Source organism: Methylobacterium sp. JK268 (genome assembly GCF_054052225.1).
The window spans coordinates 84,482-109,416 of sequence record NZ_JBSVZN010000018.1 but is presented as its reverse complement, the minus strand read 5'-3'; the positions used below and the strand labels follow the sequence as shown (position 1 = coordinate 109,416).

Annotated in this window: 23 protein-coding genes; 10 read left to right on the top strand and 13 right to left on the bottom strand. The window is 73.5% G+C overall.

Translation table 11 applies throughout. The features are described 5' to 3' along the window. Positions 1 to 48 precede the first annotated feature (48 nt). The 3 genes from ACW9J6_RS19985 to ACW9J6_RS19975 form a co-directional block, all read right to left on the bottom strand. Complete coding sequence (locus ACW9J6_RS19985) at positions 49 to 357, bottom strand: cupin domain-containing protein (protein WP_457118256.1); 309 nt, start codon at positions 355 to 357, stop codon at positions 49 to 51. 117 nt (positions 358 to 474) lie between these two features. Next, entirely contained in the window at positions 475 to 771 is a 297-nt protein-coding gene (rpsU, locus tag ACW9J6_RS19980) for a 30S ribosomal protein S21 (protein WP_457118255.1), read from the bottom strand. A gap of 224 nt (positions 772 to 995) precedes the next feature. Then, positions 996 to 2,210 (bottom strand): polyhydroxyalkanoate depolymerase, encoded by a 1,215-nt coding sequence (locus ACW9J6_RS19975; protein ID WP_457118254.1) that lies wholly within the window; start codon positions 2,208 to 2,210, stop codon positions 996 to 998. A gap of 384 nt (positions 2,211 to 2,594) precedes the next feature. Here ACW9J6_RS19975 and ACW9J6_RS19970 point away from each other — a divergent pair, with 384 nt between their 5' ends. Next, positions 2,595 to 3,251 carry a glutathione S-transferase family protein gene (locus tag ACW9J6_RS19970; RefSeq protein WP_457118253.1) on the top strand — a complete coding sequence of 219 codons (657 nt, stop codon included), beginning with the start codon at positions 2,595 to 2,597 and terminating at the stop codon, positions 3,249 to 3,251. Positions 3,252 to 3,480: 229 nt separating this feature from the next. On the opposite strand, the gene ACW9J6_RS19965 is transcribed toward ACW9J6_RS19970, so the two are convergent. From ACW9J6_RS19965 to dapA, 3 genes are all read right to left on the bottom strand, one after another. After that, complete coding sequence (locus tag ACW9J6_RS19965; protein WP_457118287.1) at positions 3,481 to 5,493, bottom strand: OmpA family protein; 2,013 nt, start codon at positions 5,491 to 5,493, stop codon at positions 3,481 to 3,483. A gap of 67 nt (positions 5,494 to 5,560) precedes the next feature. Continuing rightward, positions 5,561 to 6,034: an SsrA-binding protein SmpB gene (smpB, locus tag ACW9J6_RS19960; RefSeq protein WP_457118252.1), complete on the bottom strand. Its 474-nt coding sequence runs from the start codon at positions 6,032 to 6,034 to the stop codon at positions 5,561 to 5,563. A gap of 54 nt (positions 6,035 to 6,088) precedes the next feature. Continuing rightward, complete coding sequence (gene dapA / locus ACW9J6_RS19955; protein WP_457118251.1) at positions 6,089 to 6,985, bottom strand: 4-hydroxy-tetrahydrodipicolinate synthase; 897 nt, start codon at positions 6,983 to 6,985, stop codon at positions 6,089 to 6,091. A 160-nt stretch (positions 6,986 to 7,145) separates the two neighbouring features. On the opposite strand from dapA, the gene ACW9J6_RS19950 reads away from it, so the two are divergent. From ACW9J6_RS19950 to ACW9J6_RS19940, 3 genes are all read left to right on the top strand, one after another. Next, on the top strand, positions 7,146 to 9,461 hold the full coding sequence (locus ACW9J6_RS19950) for a transglycosylase SLT domain-containing protein (protein ID WP_457118250.1): 2,316 nt from the start codon (positions 7,146 to 7,148) through the stop codon (positions 9,459 to 9,461). An 88-nt stretch (positions 9,462 to 9,549) separates the two neighbouring features. Beyond that, the gene (locus ACW9J6_RS19945; protein WP_457118249.1) at positions 9,550 to 9,882 is read left to right on the top strand and encodes a hypothetical protein; all 333 of its coding nucleotides are present in this window, start codon (positions 9,550 to 9,552) and stop codon (positions 9,880 to 9,882) included. A gap of 372 nt (positions 9,883 to 10,254) precedes the next feature. Further along, on the top strand, positions 10,255 to 10,542 hold the full coding sequence (locus ACW9J6_RS19940; protein WP_457118248.1) for an MTH1187 family thiamine-binding protein: 288 nt from the start codon (positions 10,255 to 10,257) through the stop codon (positions 10,540 to 10,542). 6 nt (positions 10,543 to 10,548) lie between these two features. Here ACW9J6_RS19940 and arsH read toward each other — a convergent pair whose 3' ends face one another. Continuing rightward, on the bottom strand, positions 10,549 to 11,310 hold the full coding sequence (arsH, locus tag ACW9J6_RS19935; protein WP_457118247.1) for an arsenical resistance protein ArsH: 762 nt from the start codon (positions 11,308 to 11,310) through the stop codon (positions 10,549 to 10,551). A 50-nt stretch (positions 11,311 to 11,360) separates the two neighbouring features. Here arsH and ACW9J6_RS19930 point away from each other — a divergent pair, with 50 nt between their 5' ends. From ACW9J6_RS19930 to ACW9J6_RS19905, 6 genes are all read left to right on the top strand, one after another. Next, positions 11,361 to 11,720 (top strand): ArsR/SmtB family transcription factor, encoded by a 360-nt coding sequence (locus ACW9J6_RS19930; RefSeq protein WP_457118286.1) that lies wholly within the window; start codon positions 11,361 to 11,363, stop codon positions 11,718 to 11,720. After that, positions 11,713 to 12,147, top strand: coding sequence for an arsenate reductase (glutaredoxin) (arsC, locus tag ACW9J6_RS19925; RefSeq protein WP_457118246.1), 435 nt, complete (start codon positions 11,713 to 11,715; stop codon positions 12,145 to 12,147). The genes ACW9J6_RS19930 and arsC overlap by 8 nt, the downstream gene beginning before the upstream one ends. Beyond that, positions 12,137 to 13,318 (top strand): MFS transporter, encoded by a 1,182-nt coding sequence (locus tag ACW9J6_RS19920; RefSeq protein ID WP_457118245.1) that lies wholly within the window; start codon positions 12,137 to 12,139, stop codon positions 13,316 to 13,318. Before arsC ends, ACW9J6_RS19920 begins: the two co-directional genes overlap by 11 nt. A 71-nt stretch (positions 13,319 to 13,389) precedes the next feature. Beyond that, positions 13,390 to 13,830, top strand: coding sequence for a MarR family winged helix-turn-helix transcriptional regulator (locus tag ACW9J6_RS19915; RefSeq protein ID WP_457118244.1), 441 nt, complete (start codon positions 13,390 to 13,392; stop codon positions 13,828 to 13,830). Positions 13,831 to 13,892: 62 nt separating this feature from the next. Then, positions 13,893 to 14,615 (top strand): hypothetical protein, encoded by a 723-nt coding sequence (locus tag ACW9J6_RS19910; RefSeq protein WP_457118243.1) that lies wholly within the window; start codon positions 13,893 to 13,895, stop codon positions 14,613 to 14,615. Positions 14,616 to 14,658: 43 nt separating this feature from the next. After that, positions 14,659 to 14,916, top strand: a complete 258-nt coding sequence (locus ACW9J6_RS19905; RefSeq protein ID WP_457118242.1) for a hypothetical protein — start codon at positions 14,659 to 14,661, stop codon at positions 14,914 to 14,916. 385 nt (positions 14,917 to 15,301) lie between these two features. Here the strand turns inward: ACW9J6_RS19905 and ACW9J6_RS19900 are convergent, their stop codons facing one another. From ACW9J6_RS19900 to ACW9J6_RS19875, 6 genes are all read right to left on the bottom strand, one after another. After that, positions 15,302 to 15,574, bottom strand: a complete 273-nt coding sequence (locus ACW9J6_RS19900; protein ID WP_457118241.1) for a hypothetical protein — start codon at positions 15,572 to 15,574, stop codon at positions 15,302 to 15,304. Positions 15,575 to 15,582: 8 nt separating this feature from the next. Next, the gene (locus ACW9J6_RS19895) at positions 15,583 to 17,496 is read right to left on the bottom strand and encodes a flagellar motor protein MotB (RefSeq protein ID WP_457118240.1); all 1,914 of its coding nucleotides are present in this window, start codon (positions 17,494 to 17,496) and stop codon (positions 15,583 to 15,585) included. Between the two features lie 85 nt (positions 17,497 to 17,581). Beyond that, positions 17,582 to 19,636: an O-linked N-acetylglucosamine transferase, SPINDLY family protein gene (locus ACW9J6_RS19890; RefSeq protein WP_457118239.1), complete on the bottom strand. Its 2,055-nt coding sequence runs from the start codon at positions 19,634 to 19,636 to the stop codon at positions 17,582 to 17,584. Between the two features lie 54 nt (positions 19,637 to 19,690). Then, entirely contained in the window at positions 19,691 to 21,346 is a 1,656-nt protein-coding gene (locus tag ACW9J6_RS19885) for a porin (protein WP_457118238.1), read from the bottom strand. A 397-nt stretch (positions 21,347 to 21,743) separates the two neighbouring features. Beyond that, positions 21,744 to 23,564, bottom strand: a complete 1,821-nt coding sequence (locus tag ACW9J6_RS19880; protein ID WP_457118237.1) for an ABC-F family ATP-binding cassette domain-containing protein — start codon at positions 23,562 to 23,564, stop codon at positions 21,744 to 21,746. A gap of 211 nt (positions 23,565 to 23,775) precedes the next feature. Next, the gene (locus ACW9J6_RS19875) at positions 23,776 to 24,768 is read right to left on the bottom strand and encodes an MBL fold metallo-hydrolase (protein WP_457118236.1); all 993 of its coding nucleotides are present in this window, start codon (positions 24,766 to 24,768) and stop codon (positions 23,776 to 23,778) included. Positions 24,769 to 24,935 lie beyond the last annotated feature (167 nt).

Below are 24,935 nucleotides of genomic sequence, written 5' to 3'. Positions count from 1 at the left end.
GCGGCCGGGGCCTCGCCCCGGCCGTTCGCGTTTGCGGGCGGCCCGACCCTACAGCGCGCCGGCCCGCTTCAGCTCGATCTCCACGAAGGCGATCGGGTGGTCCGACCCGTTCATCACGTCGTGGCGGATGCCGGCGGGGCGGCGGTACGACTGGCCCTGGGCGAGCGCCGTCTCACTCACGGCGCTGCCGTCGTGGACGCGCAGGGTCCCGGGCGTCACCATCACGATCACGTAGGGCCATCCGTGCTCGTGCCAGCCGGTCACGGCGCCGGGCGCGAAGTCCCAGCGGGTGATTCGCACCGCCTCGTCGTCGAGCTGGACCGTCGGGACGGCCGGGATCGTGCAGGCGAAGGCCATGATTCGGGTCTCCTGCGAGCGGACGCGCCAACACGACAAGGCCCGGACGCTCGCGCGCCGGACCTCACCGTGAGAATTCCGAAGAGCGCCCGCCGGAGCGGGCGCCGGGTCACGCGCTCAGGCGGCGGTGCCGGTCGGGGCCGAGACCGGGGCCGGCGCGGCGGCCGGGCGACGCCCGCCCACGGGACGCGGCTTCGGCTTCGGCGCGGCGATCAGCCCCTCGCGGATCGCGGTCTTGCGGGCCTGCTTGCGGGCGCGGCGCACCGCCTCCGCCTTCTCGCGCGCCTTGCGCACGGAGGGCTTCTCGTACGCCTTGCGCTGCTTCATCTCGCGGAAAATGCCCTCGCGCTGCATCTTCTTCTTCAGCACGCGGAGGGCCTGATCGACGTTGTTGTCCCGAACGAGTACCTGCAAGGGTGTGTCCTCTAGAATTCTCGATAATCGTGGCCGGCCGGGGGCCGTCCTCGCGACTTCCGGCGAACCGGAATGCGCCCCGCGCCCGGTCGGTCCCGACCGGGTGAGGCACACGTCGCGATTGCCGCTACTGGCCGGCGCACGTCGCGCCTGGCTGCGCCATACACCAGTTCAAGGCGATTTCCAACCGGGAGCGGCGCGATTCCGCCGAAACCGCCCGCCGGTCAGGCGTTCGACTGGATGAAGTTGCGCACCAGCGGGTAGGTCTGGTTCTCCCACTTGCGCCCCGAGAAGACGCCGTAATGGCCGACGCCGGCCTGGAGGTGGTGGCGCTTGCGGAAGGGCCGCAGGCTGGCGCAGAGATCGTGGGCCGCCATGGTCTGGCCGACCGCGCAGATGTCGTCGCGCTCGCCCTCCACCGTCATCAGGGCCGTCTTGCGGATCGCCCGCATGTCGATCGGCTCACCCCGGTAGGTGAGTGCGTTGCGGGCGAGCGTCGCCTCCTGGAACACTGTCTGCACCGTCTCCAGGTAGAACTCGGCCGGCAGGTCGAGCACCGCGAAGTACTCGTCGTAGAAGGTCTCGATCTGCGTGGCCTTGTCGGTCTCGCCGCGGGCGATGTGCCAGAACAGGTCGAGGTGGCCGTGCATGTGCCGGGCGGCGTTCATCGACATGAAGGCGGTGAGCTGGAGGAAGCCCGGATAGACCCGGCGCCCCGCCCCGGCATGGCGGCGCGGCACGGTGGCGATGAGGTTGCGCTCGAACCACGCGATGGGCCGCGAGGTGGCGAGGTCGTTGACCTTGGTCGGGTTGATGCGGGTGTCGACGGGCCCCGCCATCAGGGTCATGCTGGCCGGGTGCGCGGCGTTGCGCGATTCGGCCATCACGGCGGCGGCGGCGAGCGCCTGCACGCAGGGCTGACAGACCGCGACGAGGTGGGCCCCCTCCCCGATCGTCTCCAGGAACTGCACGAGGTGGCCGACGTAATCGTCGAAGCCGAACCGCCCCGCCTCGACGGGCACGTCGCGGGCATTGTGCCAGTCGGTGATGTAGACGTCGTGGTCGGCGAGCAGCGTGCGCACGGTGGCGCGGAGCAGCGTCGCGAAGTGCCCCGAGAGGGGCGCCACCACCAGCACGCGGGGCTGCGCGGTGTCCAAATCCTTCCGAAAGTGCAGCAGCGTGCCGAAGGGCGTGCGCGCGGCCGCCTCCTCGCGCACCGGCACCTCGCGGTTGCCCACCCGCACGCTGTCGATGCCGTAGGCGGGCCGCGCGTGGGTGAGGCCGGCGCGCATCATCATGCGGGACGCCGCCAGCAGCCAGGTCGCGGGCTCGCCGTAACCCCGGTCGGTCCAGGGCGAGATGCTCTGGTGCATGAGGTGGCCCCAGGACCGCGCCGCGGCCGCGGCATCGGACTGAAACTCGAAGAGATCGTAGAGCATCAGCCCGAGGACTCCTGTTCGCGCGCCATGGTGAACGCGCCTGCCGCAGACGAGAGCAAGGGCACCGCTCGCTCTCGACCACCTGACTTCACGTCAATCCCGTTCACAATTGGTGAGCGCCGGATGCCCGGCGGACGAGGCCGATCCCGCCGCGGCGGCTTCTCCCCGATCATCTCAGGCATGCGATGGCCGTGCCAAGCGCCAAGTGCACGGCGACCGCCGGGGGCGAGGCCGCTGGCGCACCTCACCGCGCCCGCCTATGGTTCCGGCACGGCCGGGTCGGCACCGGCAGGAATTCGGCACCGGCACGAGTTCGACACCGGCACGAGTCTTGGATCCGCTGACGCTGGGGCGGGCCCCGTCGGGCCCGCGGGGAGGAATCGCATGGCCGAGGCCACGCTGACGGTGTCGAGCCGGAACTACTCGTCGTGGTCGCTGCGCGGCTGGCTTCTCTGCCGGATGGCCGGCCTCGACTTCGCCGTCGAGGTGCTGGGCACCGGCGACGCGGCGAGCCGGGCGGAGCTCCTCCACCTCTCCCCCTCCTTCCTGGTGCCGCGCCTGACCCACGGCCCGGTGCGGGTCTGGGACGTGATGGCGATCGCCCAGTACCTCCACGAGTGGCGGCCGGAGGCCGGGCTGGTGCCCGCCGACATCGTGCAGCGGGCCTGGTGCCGCTCGGTCGCGGGCGAGATGCATGGCGGCTTCGTGAACCTCCGCTCGGCCCTCCCGATGAACCTGCGGGCGCGCTACACCGCGTTCAAGCTGTGGGGCGGCGCGCAATCGGACATCGCCCGGGTCCGGGAGATCTGGGAGGAGGCGCTCACGGCGAGCGGCGGCCCCTGGCTGTTCGGGCACGCGCCCACCGTCGCGGACGCCATGTACGCGCCGGTCTGCACCCGCTTCGTCACCTACAACGTGGATCTCCCGCCCCGCTGCGCCGCCTACCGCGACCACGTCATGACGTGGCCGCTGATGCAGGAGTGGATCGCCGACGCGCAGGGCGAGCCGGAGGAGATCGAGGAACTCGACATGGAGTTCTGAGGGCTGATCCGGATCTCCCCCTTCCCTGTTCCGGACGACGGGAGCGACAGCGGAAGGAGATCCGGAGACCAGATGATGGATCGCCGCGAAGCGGCTCCGCTTGTCGGCAACGTTGCTGACAGACGGCCGCTTCGCGGAGTCTTGCGCTGGTTTCCGGGTCGCATTCCGCTGTCGCTTCATGCGCCCGGAAAAGGGTGGAAGAGGGTGCGCCTCTCCGATCAAGCGCTCCCTATTGCCGCCCGGCCTGCTGCTGCTGGATCAGCGGCGTGATCCGGCGCACCGTCACCCGGCGGTTCTGGCGGTTGGCCTCCTGGGTGTTCACCTTCAGGTACTGCTCGCCGTAGCCCTGGGTGGTCAGGTTCTCGGGGGGCACCCGGAAGTCGCGGGTGAGCACCGTCGCCACCTCCTGCGCCCGCCGGTCGGAGAGCGAGAGGTTGTCGACGTCGCTGCCCACCGCGTCGGTGTAGCCCTCGATCAGGAACACCTCCTGCGGGTTGCGCTGCACCGCGCGGTTGATCGCGTCGGCGATCACCGCGAGGCGCCGGGCCTGGTCGGGCGCGACCTGCCAGGAGCCGCTGTCGAAGGTGATCGTATCGATGTCGACGCTGCGCATGCGGGCGCGCAGGGTCGGGCTGTAGCGCACCTCGTCGAGGGTGTAGCGGCGCTCCACCGGCGCCACCGGCGGCGCGGTGAGGGTCTCGTAGATCAGGCCCTCATCCGCCTGCTCCGCCTCCACCACGTAGCGCTCGCGGGGGATGCGGATGTCGGGCGGGGGCAGCACCACGACGTCGCGCTCCATCAGGCGCGGCCGTCCCTCGAAGGTGTTGTCGATCAGCACGACCTCGCGTCCGTCCGGTGCCCGCCGGGTGCGGCGGAGCAGCCGGCCGTCCTCGTCCACCACCGTGACGATCTGGTCGCCGCCGGGGCGGTCGATGATCGTCACCACGTCGCCGCCGCGGCGCTCGATGCGGGCGTTGCGGTCGAGTTCGCGGAAGCGCTCGGTCTCGTCGTGGCGGATGAAGTAGCGGTCGTTGTCCCGCACGATCACGCGGCCGGGCTCGCGGATGTAGAGGCGGCCGCCCTCGTTGTACTCGCGCCGCTCGCGCCGCACCTCGTCGTAGCTGCGCACGTCCACGTCGCTGCGCCGGAAGCCGCCGGGCACGAAATCCGGGTCGTCGCGCCGGCCGCCGCCGGGAAGAAAGTCGCGGCGATCCAGATCGCGGCCCTCCCTGCCCGGTCCGCCAGGCGGGGGCGGGGGCGGCACGGGCTGGCCGGGCTGCGGACGCTCCAGCGCTCCGGGCGGCGGCGGCGGAGGAGCCTCGTTCGGCGGCCGGCCGGGTGCGGCGGGAGGCAGGGCTTGTCCCGGCTGAGGCCGCCCGGGCGCGCCCGGCGGCGGCGGGGGAGCCTCGTTCGGCGGCCGGCCGGGTGCGGCGGGCGGCAGGGCCTGTCCCGGCTGGGGCCGTCCGGGCGCGCCCGGCGGCGGCGGCGGGGGAGCCTCGTTCGGCGCACCCGGCCGGCCCGGGCGCGGCTCGCCCGGCCGCTCGCCCCGCGGTCCCGGCTCGCGCGGCGGCACCGCCGGTTCGCCCGGTGCCGGCGGCGCGGGCCGGGCCTGATTCGGTCGATCGGGTGAAGCGGGTGGGCGAGGCGCTTCCGGCGGCCGGGGCGGCGGGGCCTCCGGCGGCCGCGGACGCTCGTCGCGCGGCGCCGGAACGGCCGGAGCCTGCGGGGGCGCGGGCTCGCGGGCCGGCGGCGCCGCCGGGGGACGGGCGGGTTCGGGACGCTCGCCGCGGGGCGGCGCCGGGCGCTCGGGTGGCGGCGCGGGGCGCTCCGCGGGCGGAGCCGGTCGCTCCGCAGGGCCGCGCTCGGGCGCGCGCTCGCGCGGCGGTGCCGGACGCTCGGCCGGGGTCGGCGCCCGCTCGGGGCCGCGCTCGCGGGGCTCCGGCCGCTCGGGGGGATGCTCCCGCGGCTCCGGACGGGGCGGGCGCTCTCCGCGCTCGGCGGGCGGGGCGGGCCGCTCGGGGGCGGGCCCGCGGGGCTCCGGCCGCTCGGGACCCGGGCCGCGCTCCGGCCGGCCGCCGGGCCGCTCGCCCCGCTCCGGGCCGTGGTCCGGACCGCGATCCGGCCCGGCCTGCGCCAGCCTGAGGCGTCCCGCGGGCTCGGGATCGGCCCGGCCGGGCAGCGGCTGGATCAGGAGGGCGGGGAGGATCGTTCCGGTCAGCAGGAGCGCGCGGACGGGCCGCATCATCTCACCTCGGGTCACGTGGCGGTCCTGTCGAACCGCCAAGGCGCCGAATGGTTCCGCCGCCCGGTCAGCCCTTGGCGCGCATCAGGCGCGCCTTGTCGCGCTGCCAATCCCGCTCCTTGGCGGTCTCGCGCTTGTCGTGGAGCTTCTTGCCCCGCCCGAGCCCCAGTTCGACCTTCGCCCGGCCGCGCTCGTTGAAGTAGATCTTCAGCGGGATGACCGTGTAGCCCTCGCGCTGCGTCGCGCCCAGGAACTTGTTGATCTGGCGGCGGTGCAGCAGCAGGCGGCGGGGCCGCTTGGTCTCGTGGTTGAAGCGGTTCGCCTCGAGATATTCCGGGATGTAGGCGTTGAACAGGAAGAACTCGTTGCCGGACGGGCCGGCATAGGCGTCCCCGATCGTGGCCTTGCCCCCGCGCAGGGACTTCACCTCGGTGCCGGTGAGCGCGATCCCCGCCTCGACCGTGTCGGTGATCTCGTAGTTGAAGCGGGCCTTGCGGTTGTCGGCGACGACGCGGCGGGCGGGATCCGATTTCGGGGCCATCGACGGGCTCTTCTCCGGCGCCGGCCACGAGGCCGGCGCGTCACGATTGCGGTGTCAGGCGGTGGCGAGGCCGGCGTGCCGCAGGGCCTCGTCGACCGCGCGGCGGGTCCCCTCCCCGACCGGCACCAGGGGCAGGCGCACCTCCGCCTCCATCAGGCCGAGGCGTGCGAGAGCGTACTTCGCCGGGGACGGGTTCGTCTCTAGGAAGAGGTTCGTGTGGAGCGGCATCAGCCGGTCCTGCACGCGCAGGGCCGCCCGGTACTCGCCCGACAGGCAGGCTTCCTGGAAGTCCGCGCAGAGGCGGGGCGCCACGTTCGAGGTCACCGAGATGCAGCCGTGGCCGCCATGCGCCATGAATCCCAGCGCCGTCGCATCTTCGCCAGAAAGCTGGATGAAGTCTTCTCCCATCGCTTGGCGCTGGAGGCTGACGCGGGCCACGTTGGCGGTGGCGTCCTTCACGCCGGCGATGTTGGGCAACTCGTACAGGCGCTTCATGGTGTCGACGCTCATGTCGATCACCGAGCGGCCCGGAATGTTGTAGATCAGGATGGGAATGCCGATCGCGTCGTTCACCGCCTTGAAGTGCTGGTACAGCCCTTCCTGCGTCGGCTTGTTGTAGTAGGGCGTGACGATGAGCACCGCGTCGGCCCCGGCCTTCTCCGCATGACGGGCGCGCTCGACCGCCTCCGCGGTGGAGTTGGAGCCGGCGCCGGCGACCACCGGCACCTTGCCGCCGGCCTCGTCCACGCAGGCCTCGACCACGCGGTCGTGCTCGGCGTGGCTGAGCGTCGGGCTCTCGCCGGTGGTGCCGGTCGGCACCAGGCCGTGGGTGCCGTTCTCGATCTGCCACGCCACGAAGCGCCGGAAGGCGGCCTCGTCGAAGGCACCGTCCCGGAACGGGGTCACCAGGGCGGTGAGCGATCCTCTCAGGCGCTGCGAAATCGACGTCATGGGGTTCCTCGCCCGAACGGGGCCGCGGCGGCCACGCCGCGTCGATCGACACATAGGCGCTCCGCCGCGCGGGCGCAAACCGCTCCGCTCACGGTTAATGCCTTCTTAACGCCCCGCTTCCACGATGGCATGTCCGCTCTCGCTTAGGGGAACGACGACGATGGAGCTTTCGCCCCGACGGCGCCGCCTCGCTGTCCTCACGCTTCTCGCCTCCGGGTCGGCGCTCGCCCTCCTGTGCGGGCCGGCCGTCCGCGCCGCGGATCCCGAGGGCGAGGTCTCCGCGCGGCCGGAGGTCCAGGGCGAGGCCGCCACCGGGACGATGGTGGCGGGGGCTCTGCGCGCCTCGGCGAGCGCGGAGGACGCGCTCCCGGCCCCCTCCCCGCTCGCCGAGCGGGTCCCGGGCAGCGGCCCGGCCGGCGCGAGCCCGGCCGCCGCCTTGCCCGCCTCCGCCACGGCCTACGCCTCCGCGGACCCGTCGGTGCCGATCCCGTTCCCGGCCCCGGACGCCGCCGTGACGCCCGCGGCGCCGGTGCCGAGCGTGCCCGATCCGGGCCGGCCCCCGCCCGCCGTCGACGTGGATGTCCCGGCCCTGCGCAGCGCGATCGACGCCTACCGCCAAGGCCGGATCGAGGAGGGCGACCGCCAGCGCGACGCCTTCGCGGACCCGGCTGCCCGCGCCCTCCTCGACTGGGTGGCGATCCGCGCCGGCACCGCGATCGGCTTCGAACGGATCGTCGGCTTCGTGCGCGACAACCCGGACTGGCCGGTCGGCGCGGTGGTCCGGCGGCGGATCGAGGAGGCGCTGCTGATCCAGCGCAAGCCGCCGAGCGTGGTGCGCGCCTACTTCGCCACCCGCCGGCCCGCGAGCCCGCCCGGCAAGTTCGCCCTCGCCCTGGCCTTCAAGGCCGACGGGCTCGACGCGGACGCGGCCGCGCAGGTGCGCGCCCTGTGGCGCGAGGACCTGTTCGGCCGCAGCCTGGAGACGAAGGTGCTCGACGCCTTCCCTGGCGTCCTCACCGAGATCGACCACCGCGCCCGCATGGAGCGGGCGCTGATGAAGGAGGATTGGGAGAGCGCCGGGCGCGCCGCCACCTACGCGGGCAAGAGCTACGCGACCCTGGTGCGGGCGCGCCGCGCCGTCGAGGCCAAGTCGTCCGCCGCGGCCAAGCTCCTCGACGCCGTGCCGCCGAGCCTGCGCGGCGATTCCTCCACCCTGTTCTCCCGCGCCCAGCTCCTGCGCCGGCTCGACAAGCCCGCGGAGGCCGCCGCCGTGCTCGCGGCCGCGCCGCGCAACCCGGAGGTGCTGGTCGATCCCGACGAGTGGTGGGTCGAGCGGCGCATCGTGGCGCGCAAGCTCCTCGACCTCGGCGATGCCCGGACCGCCTACGCGGTCGTGGCCGGCCACAGCGCGCGCGCCGTGGACAAGCGCATCGAGGCGGAGTTCCACGCCGGCTGGATCGCCCTGCGCTTCCTCCACGACGCGGCGCTCGGCGCGACCCACTTCGCCAACGCGGCCGCCATCGCCGAGACGCCGATCTCGATCGCCCGGGCGGCCTACTGGCAGGGCCGCGCCGCCGAGGCGCTGGACCGGCCCGAGCAGGCCCGGGCCTTCTACCGGACGGCCGCCGCGCAGCCGATCGCCTATTACGGGCAGCTCGCCCGGGCGAAGCTCGGCGAGGAGACGCTGGCCCTGCGCAGCCCGGCCGTCCTCGACGAAGCGGCGCGCGCGGCCTTCGCGGCCCGCCCGGCGATCCGGGCCCTGCGGCTCTTGGCGGCGGCGGGCCTGCGCGAGCAGGCGCTGCCCCTTTACATCGACCTCGCCAACGGGCTGAACGACCCGGCCGAACTCGACGCGCTGGGCGACGTGGCGATGGCCGACAACGACCCGCGGGCGCTGGTGGCGCTCGGCAAGGTCGCGGTGCAGCGCGGCCTGCCCCTCGACCGCCACGCCTATCCGGTGAACGGCATCCCGGCCTACGAGGCCTTCTCGGCGGTGCCGCAGGTCGAGAAGGCGATGGTCTTCGCCATCGCCCGGCAGGAGAGCCAGTTCGATCCCAGGGCGCAGTCCGGGGTCGGCGCGCGCGGGCTGATGCAGATGATGCCCGCCACCGCCCAGCGCACGGCGCGGCGGGTGAGCGCCGCCTTCGACGCGGACCGCCTCCTCAGCGACCCGGCCTACAACGCCCGGCTCGGCCAGGCCCATCTCGGCGAGCTGATGGAGGATTGGCGCGGTTCCTACATCCTCGCCTTCGCCTCCTACAACGCGGGCGGGGGCAACGTGCGCAAGTGGATCGAGGCCTACGGCGATCCCCGCGACCCGAAGGTCGACCCGGTGGACTGGGTCGAGCGAATCCCGTTCACGGAGACGCGCAACTACGTGCAGCGGGTGACCGAGAACCTGCAGGTCTACCGCAGCCGGCTGGAGGGCCGCAGCGCGCTGCTGATCGAGAGCGACCTGCATCGCGGCGCCCGCTGACGCGCGCGCCGGGTGCGATCCGGCACGTCGGCCCGCGGCCCGGATCCCCACCTCTCGCCTATGGCCCTTCGGCCAAAGGCACCTCGTTATGTCCACGCGTCTCCCGCGCAGCCGCGGGTGGGCCGCCCTCGAGAGCACCACCGGCAAAGCTGGCAGCATCCCCCTCCTCACCGTCACGGGCGAGGTCGAGACCCCGCCCGGGTCCGGTCCGGTCTACCTCGCCGAGGCGATCCTGCCGGAGATCGGCCCCGACGCCCTGGTCCTGTGTCTGCGCGGGGCGCGCTGCCCGGACGAGGGCGAGCCCTCCGTGCGCCATCCGGTGAGCTTCAAGAAGCGCGAGCATCACCGCAGCTTCAGGGAGGTGGTGGTGCTGTGGAACGGCACGCCGATCCTCCGCCACCCGGTGACGCGGCCCCACTGATCGGTCCGCGGGGTCCGGTTCGGGCCTGCGTGATCGCTCGGCCGGACCGGCTGCGCGACCGCTCGCATGGCCTCACAAGGCTCGATCGGCGCCAAGGCGGTTGAAGATCAGCAGATTCGATCGAGCCCAGCGATGATGAGTCCCAGCATCAAACCACGAGGGTGGCAGCAACACACCTCAGCATGAGGATGTCGTGCCTTCCAGATCCGCTCAACTGATGCGGTGGCGACAAAGATCGGTGCACACGATCGCCTTAGGGAAAGTTGGAGATCGCCCCACCCGCAGGTCCGCCGCTTCCCCCGGCACCACGGCCCTGCCAGAACCCTCGGGCGGCCGCGGCGTTGGCCGGGCGCGCATGGAGGAACCAGCACCATGAAGGTCGTGGCGGATCTCTGCATCGTCCCGATGGGCGTCGGCCCCTCGGTCTCGCCCTACGTGCGCGAGATCAAGGCGATCCTCGAAGCGAGCCCGGTCACCGCGGAGATGCACGCCAACGGCACCAACATCGAGGGCGACCTCGCCGACATCTGCCGGGTGATCGAGCAGTGCGAGGCCCGCCTCGCCGAACTCGGGGTGCAGCGCGTGTTCTACACGATGGTCTTCGGCTCGCGCCGCGACAAGGCGCAGAGCATGGCCGACAAGCTCAAGGCGGTGTCGTAGGGCGGGTCAGTCCGGGCGCTTCGAGAAGCCGATCTCGGCCGCCACGGACGCGAGCCGCTCCGGGTCGCGCTCCTTGCGCTCGCTGTAGCGGTCGACCAGGTGGTCGGCCCGCTCGCGGGTGAGCAGCGTAAACTTCATCAGCTCCTCGCAGACATCCACCACCCGGTCGTAGAGCGGCCCCGGCCGCATCCGGCCGGATTCGTCGAATTCCCGGTAGGCCATCGGCACCGAGGACTGGTTGGGGATGGTGATCATCCGCATCCAGCGGCCGAGCACCCGCAGGGCGTTCACGGCGTTGAAGCTCTGCGAGCCGCCCGACACCTGCATCACCGCCAGCGTGCGCCCCTGCGTCGGGCGCAGGCCGCCCTCGCTGAGCGGCAGCCAGTCGACCTGGCTCTTCATCACGCCCGTGAGGGTGCCGTGCCGCTCGGGCGAGACCCAGACCTGGCCCTCGGACCAGAGCGAGAGGTCGCGCAACTCCCGGACCTTCGGGTGGTCGGCGGTCGCATCGTCGGGCAGGGGCAGGCCGTGGGCGTGGAAGATCCGCACCTCGCCGCCCATCGCCTCCAGCAGCCGCGCGGCCTCGTAGGCCAGGAAGCGGCTGAACGACCGCTCCCGCAGGGAGCCGTACAGGATGAGGAAACGCGGGGCGTGGGCGAGATCCCGAACCGCCCGCAGCTGCGCCGCCGAGGGCACCACGACATGCGCCGCGCTCAAGGCCGGGAAGCCGTCGCGGGCGGAGGGGTCGGGCGGCAGGCTCTTGCTCACGGATCCGCGCTCATTCATACTTCAAGAATGTTTGAGATATTGCACCGATGATGGACGAGCGGCAAGCGGTCGCCGCCCTCGCGGCGCTCGGCCAGGAGCACCGCCTGCGCATCCTGCGCGCCCTCGTCACCGCGGGCCCGGAGGGCCTCGCGGCCGGCATGCTGGCGGCGACGGTCGGCGTGTCCGGCACCAACCTGTCCTTCCACGTCAAGGAACTGAGCCATGCGGGGCTGGTCCGGTCCCGGCGGGAGGGCCGCTCGATCCTCTACAGCGCGGCCTATCCGGCGCTGAGCGATCTGATCGCCTTCCTGATGCGCGATTGCTGCCGGGGCCGTCCGGAGGTCTGCACCCCCGCCGTCGAAGCCCTGGCCGCCGGCCTCTGCCCCGCGGGAGACGCAGCCCATGCCTGAGCCGTTCGACGTCGTGATCTACCACAACCCGGCCTGCGGCACGTCCCGCAACGCCCTGGCGATGATCCGCCATGCGGGCATCGAGCCGCACGTGATCGAGTACCTGAAGACGCCGCCCGCCCGCGCGCTGCTGGTGCGGCTGCTGTCGCGCGCCGGCCTCGGCGTGCGCGACGTGCTGCGCCGGAAGGGCACGCCCTACGCGGAGTTGAACCTCGGCGATCCGGCCCTCACCGACGACCAGCTCCTCGACGCGATCGAGGCACATCCGATCCTGCTCGAACGCCCCCTGGTGGTGAGCCCGACAGGCGTGCGCCTGTGCCGGCCGTCCGAGGCGGTGCTCGCTCTCCTGCCGCCGCAGCGGGGCGCCTTCGTCAAGGAGGACGGAACCCGAACCGAGGCGCTCGCGCCCGTCTCCCGTGAGGCCTGAGCCCCGCGGCGCGCGCAGCCGCCGCGCCGTCGTCGGCGCCCTGGGCGTGGTGCAGATCCTGACCTGGGGCAGTTCCTACTACCTGCTCACCGTGCTGGCGCCGCCGATCGCGGCCGAGACCGGCTGGCCGCTGCCCTGGATCGTCGGGGGTCTCTCGGCCGGGCTGCTCGTCTCGGGGCTGGTCTCGCCCCGGATCGGCCGCGCCATCGGCGAGGCCGGCGGGCGGCCGGTCCTGGCGGGCGCCGTCGCGGTGCTGGCCCTCGGCCTCTGCGTGCTCGGCGCCGCGCCGAGGCTGCCGGTTTTCGTGCTCGGCTGGCTGATCCTCGGCGCCGGCATGGGCGGGAGCCTCTACGACGCCGCCTTCGCCACCCTCGGGCGTCTCTACGGGGCGCAGGCGCGGCCGGCCATCGCGACGCTGACCCTGTGGGGCGGCTTCGCCAGCACGGTCGGCTGGCCGCTCTCCGCCTTCCTGGTGGCGCATCTCGGCTGGCGGGGCACATGCCTGACCTACGCGGGTCTGCTGCTGCTCGTGGCGCTGCCGCTGATCCTGCTCGTCCTGCCCCCGGCGCCGCCCCGGCCGGAGCCGGACGCGGCCGCCGGGCCGCCGGGCAATCCCGCGCTCTCGCCCCGCGAGCGGCGGGCCTTCCGGCTCCTCGCCGGCATCCTGACCCTGGGCGGGGCCACCACGGCGATCCTCTCGGTGCATCTCCTCACCCTGCTGCAGGCGCAGGGCGCCTCCCTCGCCGCGGCCGTCTCCCTCGGCGCGCTGGTCGGCCCGGCGCAGGTCGCGGCCCGCCTCGTCGAGATGGCGAATCGCGGCCGCCACCACCCGATCTGGACGCTGAGCGCGGCGATGGGCCTGATCGCCGTCGGGCTGGTGCTGCTGGGGACCGGATTCCCGGTTCCCGCCCTCGCCCTGACGCTCTACGGCGCCGGCAACGGCGTCTACTCGATCGCCCGGGGCACCCTGCCCCTCGCGCTGTTCGGGCCGGGCCGCTACGCGCCGCTGCTCGGGCGCCTCGCCCTGCCGAACCTCGTCGCCCAGGCGCTCGCGCCCTCCCTCGCCGCCCTCGTCCTGGCGCGGAGCGGTGCCCCGGCCGCCCTGGCGCTGGTGGCCGGGCTCGCACTGGTCAACCTGGTGCTGGTGAGCGCGCTCTGGCGAGTGCGGTGAGGCCCGCCCTCTCGCCGGCCCTTGACAATTAGCTGCATATGCAGCAATTTCCATCGCGAAGGGAAGCGGCCATGTCCCCCGAGATCGTCGAGGAGATCGCCCGGCACTGCGTCCTGACACGCACGCGCCTGATCGCCCGGACCGTCACGGCGATCTACGACGACGCCCTCAGGCCGTTCGGAATCCAGGCGTCGCAATTCGCGCTCCTGGTGATAATCGCCAAGCTCGGGCCGGCGCGGCGGGCGGAGATCGGGCGCATCAATCAGCAGGACCGATCGACGCTCACGCGCAACCTGAGGATCATGCTGCGCGAGGGCTGGATCGAGGAGGTGCCCGGCCGCGACGGGAAGGGCCGCCTCGTGCAAGCCGCCGCGCCGGGTGCGCGCCTCCTCGCGGAGGCGCTCGCCCCGTGGCGCGCGGCCCAGGCGCGCGCGAACGCGCTGCTGGGCGAGGTGGGCGCCGCGACACTCACCGACATCGGGAACCGCCTCCTGTTCGGGGCGGCCGCCTGACGCGTGATCCAATTGTTGCATATGCAGCTTATTCGCCCGCCGGAGAATGAGAGGAGAGCGACATGACCCCGATCCGCGACGCGCTGTTCCTCGGCTACGTCGTCGCCCTGGCGGCGCTCCTGGCCGGCATCGCCCTCCGCTTCCTGGCCGGCCGGGACCGGATCCTCGCCGTGGGCACGCTCGCCTTCTGGCTCGCCTTCGTCGGGACGCTCGGCGCCCTCGGCATCACCCTCGACCCGACGCTGCGGCCGCCCGGGCTCCTCCTCGTCGCCGGGCCGACCGTCCTCGGCATCCTGCTCCTCGCCCTGTCGCCCGCGGGCGGTCGCCTCGCCCAGTCGGTGCCGGTGCCGGTCCTGCTCGGGCTGCAGACCTTCCGGGTCGGCGTCGAAGGGACGATCCACCTGTTCGTGCAGGCCGGCCTCGCACCGCACCTGCTCACCCTCGAGGGCGGCAATGTCGAGGTGCTGGTGGGCCTCACGGCACCCGTGGCCGCCTGGATCGCCCCGCGCGGGGAGGCCAGCCGGCGGCTCGCCCTCGCCTGGACGCTCCTCGGCGTCCTCTCGCTCCTCAACGTCGTGGCGAGGGCCGTGTTGACGACGCCCGGACCGCTCCACCTCCTCAACGCGGAGGTGCCGACCGTCGCGATGGGCCTGTTCCCCTACGCCTTCATCCCGGGCTTCATGGTTCCGCTGGCTCTCCTGCTGCACGGCCTCGCGCTCCGCGCGCTTGTGGCCCGGCCCGGTCCCCTCCCCTCTTCGCGCATCCCGGCCGCTCCCGCGCGATGACCCGGTCCCCCACTCCGAACCGACGATCGACCAGGAGGCTTCCATGACGGCGACGCAGCACCCCTCCACTCTCTGGCGCCGGGCCTGGGACAGGCTCCTCACCGTTGAGGCGGCCTTGGCGGCGACGCCCGAGGAGATCGGAGACCGGCGCATCGGTCGCATCGAGGGCGAGGTCGCCGCCCTGCGCCGGGAGGTGGCGGCGCTCCGCCAAGCCCAGACTCGGGGAGCGGCCGAGGCCCGGCACCCGGATCAGGACTCCCCCGCGGGGAACGCCGCTCATACCAACGGCCCAGGATGCTGACGCATCGATTCGATCTCGGGCAGGCCCGAGATCGACGGGGCCGTTGACCATCTCGAATTTTGGACACCAAGCCAGAGGCTTGGCGAATCGGCGTCATTGCAGGGGAGACGACTCGCCTGATCGATGGCCTGGCGATCGGCAAAGAGCGGTCGCGCGGGGCACGGCGTCACCGCCGCGAGGATCGCGCGTCCGACACTCGCGAGCCCGAGGAGCGCCGTCCCGATCCGCGTCATGTCCGCAAGCTGATCGCCGATGTGGGGCGCGATCCCGTGCCTCGACACCATCGCGGCGACGCGCGCGTTGCCGGCACGGGAAACGCCAAGACTTGCGTGACCAACGCGCGACTCGCAGCGCGTCCGGGGCACCCGTCCGCCGGGCCGGGCGGTCAGGCCGACCGAGCCCTCGGCAGCGCCCCGAGCGCGCAGCCCGCGGCGTAGGGCACCAGCAGCAGGGCGGCGATCTCCACCCAGAGGCCCGCCCGTCCGGGCACCAAGCCGCTCGCCGCGGCCCCGACCGCCGCTGCGGTCAGCAGCGCCAGCGCGAGGGCAGAGACGCGCGCGCCCCGCCCCGTCGGACGTCCCGCGAACCAGCCGACTGCTCCCCCGACGAGCAGGGCGGCGGCGCAGAACGGCCAGAGGCTGGCGATCAGCACGTCCATCGCGGCCGTCAGGAGCGCAGCGCGAAGGCGACGGCGCGCCGCGCCGCCTCGCCCGGCACGGCCGCGACGCGCTCGGCCGGCACCCCCGCCTTCAGCAGGTAATCGACGATGGCGGCGGCCCGGCGCTGCGGCAGCGGCAGGTCCGGCTCGGGAGGATCGGGCGGCCGCTCGTCCTTCGCGGCCTTCGCGGCGGCCGGCCCCTTGGCTGCCGGGCCGCCGGGCGCCGGCTTGGCCGCGTCCTTCCCGGCATCCTTTGGCTTGGCGGTGTCCTTGGCGGTGTCCTTGGCCGCATCCTTCACGGCCTCCCCGGCGGGCCTCGCCGCCGCGGCCGGGGGATCGTCGTGGCCCGCCACCTCGATCCGGACCTCCGGGCAAAGGCGGGCCAGCGACGCGAGATCGTCGAGGGCAGGATAGAAGCCCGGCTGCAGCGCCGCGCTGCCGGGGGCGAACCGCACCTCGCGGCCGGCGGTGCGCTCGGCGAAGGCGGCGCGGCAGGCCGCCGCGTCGAGGAGGGGCGGCGCGTCCTTGGCCCGCACCTCGCCGAAGGCGTGCCAGCCCGGCGGGGCGAGACCCGGGGCCGCCGCGGTGAGCCGCCGGGCGCTCTCCGGGTAGAGGCTCTCGCCGCTGAGGCGCAGGTCGCGGTCGCTGACGGCGACCTCGCCGCGGGCGAGCTGCGCGAGCGGCGGGACCGCGGCCCGCAGCGCCGCGAGCAGCCCGTCCGGCGCCCCGTCCGCGAGGCGCGTGCGGTCGACGATCCGCTCGCCGAACAGGAGCGGGCGCAGGGCGGCGAGGAGCGCCGCGCGGGTCTCGGCGTCGGGCAGGTGGCCGGTCAGCGTGACCGTCGCCGGCTCCCGGCGGATCGCCACCCGGTAGGGCGAGACGGGGCTCGCCGTCAGCTCGGCCCGGCCGGGCACGAGCCCGTCCGACAGGCTGCCGGTGGTCAGCACGTCGGCCTCCCGCACCGCCTGGGCGTCGATGGCCGCGCCGCGCACCGTCAGGGCGGCCCCGTCGAGGGCGACCGTGCCCTCGCGCAGGAGCGCCAGGGCCGCGAAGGCCCGGGTGATCAGGCCGCGCGGGTCGAGCCTGGCCGGCAGCCCGCGGGCGATGCGCAGGAAATCCTCCACCGGCGCGCCCTCGGCCAGGGCCCGGGCCGCCGCCCGCATCGCGGCCCGGTCCGCCTCCGAGACCGCGTAGCCGTCGAGCCGGATGCCGCCATCCGCCCGCCGCGTCGCCGACCACGCGAAGGGATGCACCAGGGCGGGGGCGACCGCGATCGCGCCGAGGGTGAAGCCCTCCGGTGGGGCTGCCAGAGCCGCGCGCAGGGCCTCGTGATCCGCGACGGAGGCCGCCTCGCCCCGCAGGCTCAAGGTGCGGTCGCGCAGGGTCGCGGTGCCGCCGGGCGCGAGGCGCGCCGCCTGGGCGGCCAGGAAGGCGGCCGCCGCGGCGACGCCGGGCGGGGCGCCGCGGGCCGCGTGCGCCTCGTCCCGCAGCGTCGCGTCGGGTCCGAGGCCGGCGGCGACCTGGGCCTCCAGGGTGTCGCGCCGCATCTCGGCGGGGCGGTCGCCGCTGAGCGCGAGGCCGGGGCCGTCGCGGCGTTCGACGGTGAGGACGAAGGGAGAGTGCTGGGAGACCGTGCCGATTCGGTCGACGAGGTGGCGCAGGCCCGGGATCTCGCCGAGCCGGTCGCGGGCCGCGTCGCGCTCAGGGCCCGTCGGCGCGTCGCCGCTCGCCACGAGGTCGCGCCCCCACCGCTCGACGGTGAGCCAGGGCTCCGCCGTCTCGCCGAGACTCGCCGCCGCCACCGCGGCGGCGGGCCGGCTGAGGACCGCGTCGAGCCGCGCCTCGGCGAGGCCCGCCGCGCCGGCCCCGAGGGCGATCAGAACGGGAAGACCGGCGAGCCAGCCGATGGCGCGAACCGACACGCATCACCTCGACGCTGCGCGCCGGGGCGCGCACTCAAATCCTGTGCGCCCGCTTTGGGGCTTGAGCAAGGCGGCCGGCCCCGAATCAGGACTCCGCCTCGACCGCGAAGCCCGCGGGCCTCAAGCCCCGCGCGGCCCGGGCCAGCATGCGTCCGTAGGCGACCTCCAACCCCCGCGTGAAGCGCACCGGGTCGAAGAGCGCGGGGCCGGCCGCGAGGCGCGCGGCGAGCCGCCCGCGCAGGACCGCGAGGGCCGCCGGATCGGCGGCGAGGCGCAGGGCCTCGCGCTCGTAGGCGGCGAGGTCGGGCGCGACGAGGTCGGGCAGGCCGAGGGCGTGGAGCAGGCTCCCGGCCATGCGGCTCGCGTAGCTGCGCCCGGCGCAGGTGAGCAGGGGCACGCCCATCCAGAGCACGTCGCTCGCGGTCGTGCCGCCGTTGTACGGGACGGTGTCGAGGACGAGGTCGGCGCAGCGCATCCGGGCGAGGTAGGTCTCGTAGGCGACCCGCGGCGCGAAGACGAGGCGCTCGGCCGCGACGCCGTGCCGGCCCGCCTCCGCCGCGAGGTTGCGGCGCGCCGCCGGGTGCTCGGCCACGAGCCAGAGCACGCTGTCGGGCACGGCCTGGAGCACCCGCATCCAGACCGCGAAGACCTCCGGGGTGAGCTTGTAGGGGCTGCCGAAGCAGGCCAGGACAAGTCCCGTCTCGGGAAGCCCGTGGTCGGCGCGGCGGACCTCCTCCCTCCCGTCGTCCGGCCCCGGCCGGGGGCGCAGGCCGTTCGCCTGGAAGCAGCCCGGGAGCTGCACCAGCGCCTCCGAGAAGGCCTCCTGCAGGGCGCCCCCGTCCGCCACGAAGGCGTCGCCGAGGGTGTAGTCGATCCAGGGCGCGCCCGTGGAGCCCGGATAGCCGAGGTAGCTCACCTGCAGCCGCGCCGGGCGCGAGGCCAGGATCCCGGGCCGCGCGTGGGTGGTGAAGCCCGCGAGGTCGACCGCCACGTCGATCCCGGCCTCGCGAATCAGCGCGGCGGCCTCGGCGTCCCCGCGCTCGCGCAGGTCGGCGAAGTGGTCGGCCCCCTCCCGGATCCGGTCCCGCAGGGCGCCGCCGTCGTCGGGCCCGTAGGAGAGCGCGAAGACCTCGAACCGCGACCGGTCGTGGGCCGCGATCACGTCCGCCATCAGGGCCGCGACCGGGTGCTGGCGGAAATCCGGCGACAGGTAGGCGAGTCGCGCCCGCCCTCCCGGCGCCGGCGGCTTCGGGCGCGCCGCGGTCGTCGGCGGCGCGAAGGTCGCCGCGTGGGCGCGGGCGCGGCGGAGCTGGAGCCGGGGATCGTCGATGAGGGCGAGGAGCGCGAAGGGCGCGGGCGGGTCCTCGGCCCGCCACGGCTCGGGCCTCGCCGCGAGCGCCTCCCGGTCGGCGGCCAGGCCGGACCAGTCGCAGAGCACCTGGCGCAGATGCGCCCGCATGGACAGGGCGCGGCCGTGGCCGGGATCGCGGTCGCAGGCCGCCTCGAAGCTCGCCAGCGCCTCCGGGAGCTCGCCGAGCGCCAGGAGCGCGTTGCCGAGATGCACGTGGCCCTGCGCGGCCTCCGGCGCGTCCCGGACGGCGGCGCGGAAGCAGGCGGCCGCCTCCTGCGCCTCGCCGAGTTCGAGATGCGCGAGGCCGAGATTGCCGATGGTGCCGGGATCGGGCCGCAGGGCGAGCGCGCGGGCGAAGCTCTCCCGTGCCTCCGGGAGGCGCCGCAGGGCGAGGAGGGCCGCCCCGAGATTGCCGTGGGCGGCCGGATTGCGCGGATCGAGGCCGACCGCGCGCGCGGCCGCCTGGGCCGCCTCCGCGACGCGGCCGACCTGCTGGAGCGCCACCGCGAGGTTGCTCAGCACCTCGGGATCGCCCGGCTGCAGGGCGGCGGCCCGCTCCAGGAGCGGCAGGCCGGCGCGGGTGCGCCCGCGCTCGTGCAGGAGCATGCCGAGCAGGTGGAGGGCGACCGGATGGTCCGGCTCGCGCGCCAGGAAGGCGCGGTAGAGGGTCTCCGCGCGGGCGTGGTCGCCGCCGCGATGGGCCGCGACGGCCTGCTGGGCGAGGGAGAGCGGATCGGCCATGCCCGAGCCATAGCCCGCCGCGGCGGCCGGGGCGAGGGAGGCCGCCAACGGAAAAGGGCCCCGGGATGTCCCGGGGCCCCTCTTGACGTCGTGTCCGGCCGATCAGAAGTCGCGCTGGACGCGCATGCGGATGTTGAACGTGTCCTGCGAGGACACGGTCGGCGTGGCCGCGACATTGGCCAGCGTCAGCGCGCCGCCGAAGTTCCCGGCCGTGGGGCTGACGGCCTTGTTCGGGTTGATCACCCGGCCGCTGTTGACGGCCTGGCGGATGTAGTTGCCCTCGACGCCGATATCGAGGTCCTTCACCGGCGACCAGATCAGGCTCGCGCCCGCCACCAGCTCGTTGCTGTCGCGCAACACCGGGCTGATCGCCAGGGCCGCGATGCCCGCCGCCGTCGTCGGGGTCGGCAGGCCGGCGACGCCGAACAGCGCGTTGTTGAAACGGGCGTTCTTGTCGAAGCTGATCTCGCCGTAGGAGCCGAAGAAGGCCGAGCGCCACTCCGGCGTCCAGTAGTGGAGGTAGGAGGCGGCAACCGTCCAGCTCGTCGACAGGGTCATCCGGCCCGTGACCGGGTTGACCACGGCATCGGCATAGTACTGGTTGAAGAGACCCGCGACCGCGTTGTTCGAGAGCGCGTAGCTGCCGTTGTAGTTGGAGAACCCGGTGTAGAGCTGGGAACCCTCACCGTAGGCGCCCTGCAGGTAGAGGGCGTCGCCGGCGGCGATGAAGGGCAGGTTGACCTTCAGGCCGCCCTGCACGGCCCAGCCGTATTCGGTCTGCACGCGGCCAGCGGGCGCCGCCGTGGGGGGCAGGAACCCGGCGACTCCCGCAGGAAGCGCGGCGAACGTGTTGGCGCCAGCGGTGAGCGCGTTGTTACCCGCGTTCAGCTCGTGGACCGCCGCGGAGACCTGGGCCGAGCCCCAGGCCGCGTCATAGCGCAGGGCGCCGACGAAGTCGGGCAAGCGCGTGCGCTGGATCACGTCGGCGAAGTTGACGCCGATCGGAACGCCATTCACGTCCGTCACCAGGATCGGAGCGAAGTTGCCCGCAGCGGCGGACGGGGCGCCGGTGATGGCGGCCAAGGTGGTGCCGGCGCCGCCGAACAGCGGGGTCTTGCGGAAGTTCGGGTCTTCCATCGAGATCGTGGCCGAGAAGCCCTCGCCGAACGTGGCCGTGTAGGCCAGCAGGTTCGTGGAGGAGACGTCCGAGCCGAGCGTGCCGGTGATGATCTCGAAGTCGTGGGCGTAGAAGTCGAAGAACGACGAGGCGCGACCGGCGGTGAGACCGGCGAACTGGATGAAGGCCTTGTCGACGTTCACGAACTGCTGCACGCGGCCCGTCGTGTCGATACCGGTCGCTCCGAAGGCGTTGCCGATGCGCTCCTGGGTGCCCGACCGCAAGAACCCGCCGGTCCGGCTGGCGATCTCGAAGCGGACGAAGGCGCGCAGGGTGCCGTAGCCGGTCTGGGTGCGGGCGTCGAGGTTGAGACGGCCCAGGCCGCGGTAGCCGGTGAGATCGCCGTTGCCGGTGTTGCGATTGAGCGGCTGCACGTAGTTCGCTTCGAAGCGGGCACGGCCGCCGACGCGAAGGCAGGTATCGGTGCCCGGAATATAGAAGAAGCCGGCGCCGTAGGCCGAGCAGATCCGCACGTATTCGACAGGCGCTGCCTTCTTGATCGGCAGATCAGCCGCCTGAGCCCCAGCCACGACCGTCAGACCAGCCGCAGACCCGAGCAGTAAGCTCTTAACGAGCCTCATCGAGACCTCCAAAGTTTCGAGACCCTTGGGGTGAACGACTGTGCCACCCGGGTCCTGACGGACCCGATCCACGCCACTCTTATCCCCGCCAACTCAGCCCTCCCGCACGGGGCAGTGGCCGAACCGCCCCGGACCATTCGCCCGGCGCCCAGGCACCATGCGGGAGCCCCCCGGTGCGATCAACACTGTTCCGCTTGAGAGGCAGGTATCTGGCCGGCTTTCCGCCGCAATGTTGCAGCGAGGCAACGAACGACCGATGGACATTGATAGATTGCGGATCTCGAGGCGCCCTGTCGCGGTCGAAATCTGGTCTTCGATGCTCACCGACGGGGCGATCCGGGGCGAATCGGAGCGCCCGGCCGCCGCTTCGGTCCGCGGATGCAGCGGCCGGACCCGGCTATCCCTCCAGTTCCTCGCGCAGCATCTCCAGGGCGAGCCAGCGCTCCTCGGCGGCGGCAAGGTCCGTCTCGGCGGTGGCGAGGCCGCGGGAGACGGTCTCGAACCGGGCGGGATCGCGGGCGTAGAGCGTCGGGTCGGCCATGGCGGCGCGCAGCTTGCCCACCGCCGCCTCGAGGGCGGCGATGCGGGCCGGCAGGGTCTTGAGTTCGTGCTGCTCGTTGAAGCCGAGGCGGCGCCGGGCCGCGGCCTCCGGCCGGGCCGCCCGGCTGGGCGAACGCTCCGGTTTGGCCTGATCCGCTTTGGCCGCCCCGGGCCGCGCCTCGACCCCGGCGCCGCGCTGGGCGACCATGTCCGCGTAGCCGCCCGCATAGGCCGTCCAGCGCCCGTCGCCCTCCGCCACCAGCACGGTGTCGACGACGCGGTCGAGGAAGTCGCGGTCGTGGCTCACCAGGATCAGCGTGCCGGCGAAATCCGCGAGCATCTCCTGGAGGAGGTCGAGGGTCTCCAGGTCGAGGTCGTTGGTGGGCTCGTCGAGGACGAGCAGATTCCCGGGCGTGGCGAGCGCGCGGGCCAGCAGCAGCCGGTTGCGCTCGCCGCCCGAGAGGACGCGGACCGGGGTGCGGGCCTGCTCGGGCGCGAACAGGAAGTCCTTCATGTAGCCGATCACGTGGCGGTTCTGGCCGCCCACCGCGACGGTGTCGCTGCCCCCGCCGGTGAGCACGTCGGCGACGGTCTGCTCGGGATCGAGGGCGGCGCGGCGCTGGTCGAGGAGGTTCAGGGTGACGGTCGCGCCGACGCGCACGCCGCCCTCGTCGGGGGGAAGCCGGCCCGTGAGGAGGTTGACCAGGGTGGTCTTGCCGGCGCCGTTGGGGCCGACGATGCCGACCCGGTCGCCCCGGTGGATGCGCAGCGAGAGGTCGCGGACGATCACCCGCCCGTCATAGGCCTTGCCGGCCTTGACCGCCTCGATCACCAGGGTGCCGGAGGACTCGGCCTCCGCGGAGGCCATGCTGACGGTGCCGACCGGCCCGCGATGCTCCTTGCGCTGGCGGCGCAGGTCGTGGAGGCCCGCGAGGCGCTTCACGTTGCGCTTGCGCCGCGCGGTGACGCCGTAGCGCAGCCAGTCCTCCTCGGCGGCGATCTTGCGCTCGAGCTTGTGGCGCTCGCGCTCCTCCTCCTCGAAGACCGCGTCGCGCCACGCCTCGAAGGCGGAGAAGCCCTGCTCGATCCGCCGCGTCACGCCGCGGTCGAGCCAGACCGTCGCCCGCGAGAGGGCTTCGAGGAAGCGCCGGTCGTGGCTGATGAGGACCAGGGCCGAGCGGCTGGCCTTCAGTTCCTGTTCCAGCCACTCGATCGCCGGCAGGTCGAGGTGGTTCGTGGGCTCGTCGAGGAGCAGGATGTCGGGCTCGGGCGCGAGCGCCTGGGCGAGCGCCGCGCGGCGCGCCTCGCCCCCCGAGAGCCGCGCGGGATCCTCCTCGCCGGTGAGGCCGAGGCTCTCCAGCAGGTACCGGGCGCGGTAGGGCTCGTCGCCCGGGCCGAGGCCGGCCTCCACGAAGGCGAGCGTCGTCGAGACGCCGGAGAAGTCCGGCTCCTGGGCGAGGTAGCGCACCGTCGTGCCGGGCTGGAGGAAGCGCTGGCCGCGATCCGGCTCCAGCAGGCCCGCGGCGACGCGCAGAAGCGTCGACTTGCCCGAGCCGTTGCGGCCGACCAGGCAGGCGCGCTCGCCGGGTCCGATGGCGAGGTCCGCCCGCGTGATGAGCGGGGTGCCCCCGAAGGTGAGGGCGACGTCCTGGAGGGTGAGGAGCGGGGGAGCGGCCATGGGCCGGCTTATGGCAGCGCGCGGCCCGGCGCGAAAGGCAGTCGGGCCGGCGCCGGGACCGCACCCTCCCCCCGGTGCCGCTTGCGGATTCACACTTCGGGTGGTGCGCATGCCCTCTCCCCGCGTGCGGGGAGAGGGGAAACCCGCGCCTCATCCGGCGACGTGTGAATGAGTGAGCCCCGGTGCCGGGGGGAGGGTTCCGGCGCCGCCCTCAGAGGGCGTTCACCCCCTGCATCTGGATCGCGGCGGGGAAGTAGCGGAACCCGTCGCCCTGCCGGGCGACGTGGCCCAGGCCCGGCCAGGCGAAGTGGTAGGCGAGCACCGGCACGCGGTTGGCCGCCAGCATGGTCAGCATCCGCACCCGGCTCTCCGCCGATTGCGCCGGGTCGGTGTCGTAGGCGAATTGCGTGCGCGGGTGCTCCAGCAGCAGCACCGGGTGATGCGCGAGGTCGCCGATGTAGCACAGCGACTTTCCGCCGGCCTCGATCATGAAGATCGTGTGGCTGACCGTGTGCCCCGGGGCCGCCAGAGCGGTGATGCCGGGCAGGATCTGCTCGCCGTCCTTGTAGAAGCGGATGCGGTCGCGCAGCGGGAGCAGGTTCTTGCGCGCCTGCGCGATGAAGCGCTCCCGGGCGGGGGCGTTCGCCGGGACCGTCTCCTCGCTGGTCCAGTAGTCGAAGTCGGCCTGACCGATGTGGTAGCTCGCGTTCGGGAAGTTGGGCTTGCCGTCGTCGCTCATCAGGCCGCCGCAATGGTCGATATGGGCGTGGCTCATCACGACCGCGTCGATGTCGGCCGGCGCGATGCCGGCCTGGGCGAGCGTGGTGAGGAGCTTGCCGGTGGTCGGCCCGAACAGCGTGTCGGTCCCCATCCCGGTGTCGAACAGCACGACCCGGTCGCCGAAATTCACCACCAGGACGTTCTGCTCCAGCATGGCGGAGGCCGGGGGCAGGAAGTTGTCCCGCAGCTCGCGCGCGATCTCGTCCTGCTCGATCTTGAGGAAGGAGACCTTGGGATCGCCGAGAGGAAGCAGGCCGTCCGACACGATCGTGCACTCGGCGGTGCCGAGCCCGAACCGGTAGAAGGACGGTGCCTGCGGTTGCCCGAAGGGCATCTTGGCCTGCAGGGAGCCTGGCAGGAGCAGCGCTCCCGCCGCCCCGCCCAGGATCTGGCGACGGCTGATCGCAGGCCGAACGATCGACATGGCATTCCTCCCGTTATGAATTGGGGCGCAGCGTCCTGCAGCCAGGATGAGCTTCGCCATCTTCGTACCGGAAGGCAAGATGCAGAGCGCTTCTGCGGCAGCGCAGCATGGAGGGTTTTCCTTGCTGTTCGCCACACGTCGAAAACCTCGGACGATCAGACGCGGCT

Bases quoted from the DNA above. Each gene is read 5' to 3' on its own strand.
- ACW9J6_RS19970 (WP_457118253.1), top strand. From the start codon at position 2,595: ATGGCCGAGGCCACGCTGACGGTGTCGAGCCGGAACTACTCGTCGTGG.
- ACW9J6_RS19915 (WP_457118244.1), top strand. From the start codon at position 13,390: ATGTCCCCCGAGATCGTCGAGGAGATCGCCCGGCACTGCGTCCTGACA.
- ACW9J6_RS19875 (WP_457118236.1), bottom strand. From the start codon at position 24,768: ATGTCGATCGTTCGGCCTGCGATCAGCCGTCGCCAGATCCTGGGCGGG.
- ACW9J6_RS19930 (WP_457118286.1), top strand. From the start codon at position 11,361: ATGGACGAGCGGCAAGCGGTCGCCGCCCTCGCGGCGCTCGGCCAGGAG.
- ACW9J6_RS19945 (WP_457118249.1), top strand. From the start codon at position 9,550: ATGTCCACGCGTCTCCCGCGCAGCCGCGGGTGGGCCGCCCTCGAGAGC.
- ACW9J6_RS19900 (WP_457118241.1), bottom strand. From the start codon at position 15,574: ATGGACGTGCTGATCGCCAGCCTCTGGCCGTTCTGCGCCGCCGCCCTG.
- ACW9J6_RS19965 (WP_457118287.1), bottom strand. From the start codon at position 5,493: ATGCGGCCCGTCCGCGCGCTCCTGCTGACCGGAACGATCCTCCCCGCC.
- ACW9J6_RS19880 (WP_457118237.1), bottom strand. From the start codon at position 23,564: ATGGCCGCTCCCCCGCTCCTCACCCTCCAGGACGTCGCCCTCACCTTC.
- ACW9J6_RS19975 (WP_457118254.1), bottom strand. From the start codon at position 2,210: ATGCTCTACGATCTCTTCGAGTTTCAGTCCGATGCCGCGGCCGCGGCG.
- ACW9J6_RS19910 (WP_457118243.1), top strand. From the start codon at position 13,893: ATGACCCCGATCCGCGACGCGCTGTTCCTCGGCTACGTCGTCGCCCTG.
- ACW9J6_RS19950 (WP_457118250.1), top strand. From the start codon at position 7,146: ATGGAGCTTTCGCCCCGACGGCGCCGCCTCGCTGTCCTCACGCTTCTC.
- ACW9J6_RS19905 (WP_457118242.1), top strand. From the start codon at position 14,659: ATGACGGCGACGCAGCACCCCTCCACTCTCTGGCGCCGGGCCTGGGAC.
- ACW9J6_RS19885 (WP_457118238.1), bottom strand. From the start codon at position 21,346: ATGAGGCTCGTTAAGAGCTTACTGCTCGGGTCTGCGGCTGGTCTGACG.
- smpB (WP_457118252.1), bottom strand. From the start codon at position 6,034: ATGGCCCCGAAATCGGATCCCGCCCGCCGCGTCGTCGCCGACAACCGC.
- dapA (WP_457118251.1), bottom strand. From the start codon at position 6,985: ATGACGTCGATTTCGCAGCGCCTGAGAGGATCGCTCACCGCCCTGGTG.
- arsC (WP_457118246.1), top strand. From the start codon at position 11,713: ATGCCTGAGCCGTTCGACGTCGTGATCTACCACAACCCGGCCTGCGGC.
- ACW9J6_RS19940 (WP_457118248.1), top strand. From the start codon at position 10,255: ATGAAGGTCGTGGCGGATCTCTGCATCGTCCCGATGGGCGTCGGCCCC.
- ACW9J6_RS19985 (WP_457118256.1), bottom strand. From the start codon at position 357: ATGGCCTTCGCCTGCACGATCCCGGCCGTCCCGACGGTCCAGCTCGAC.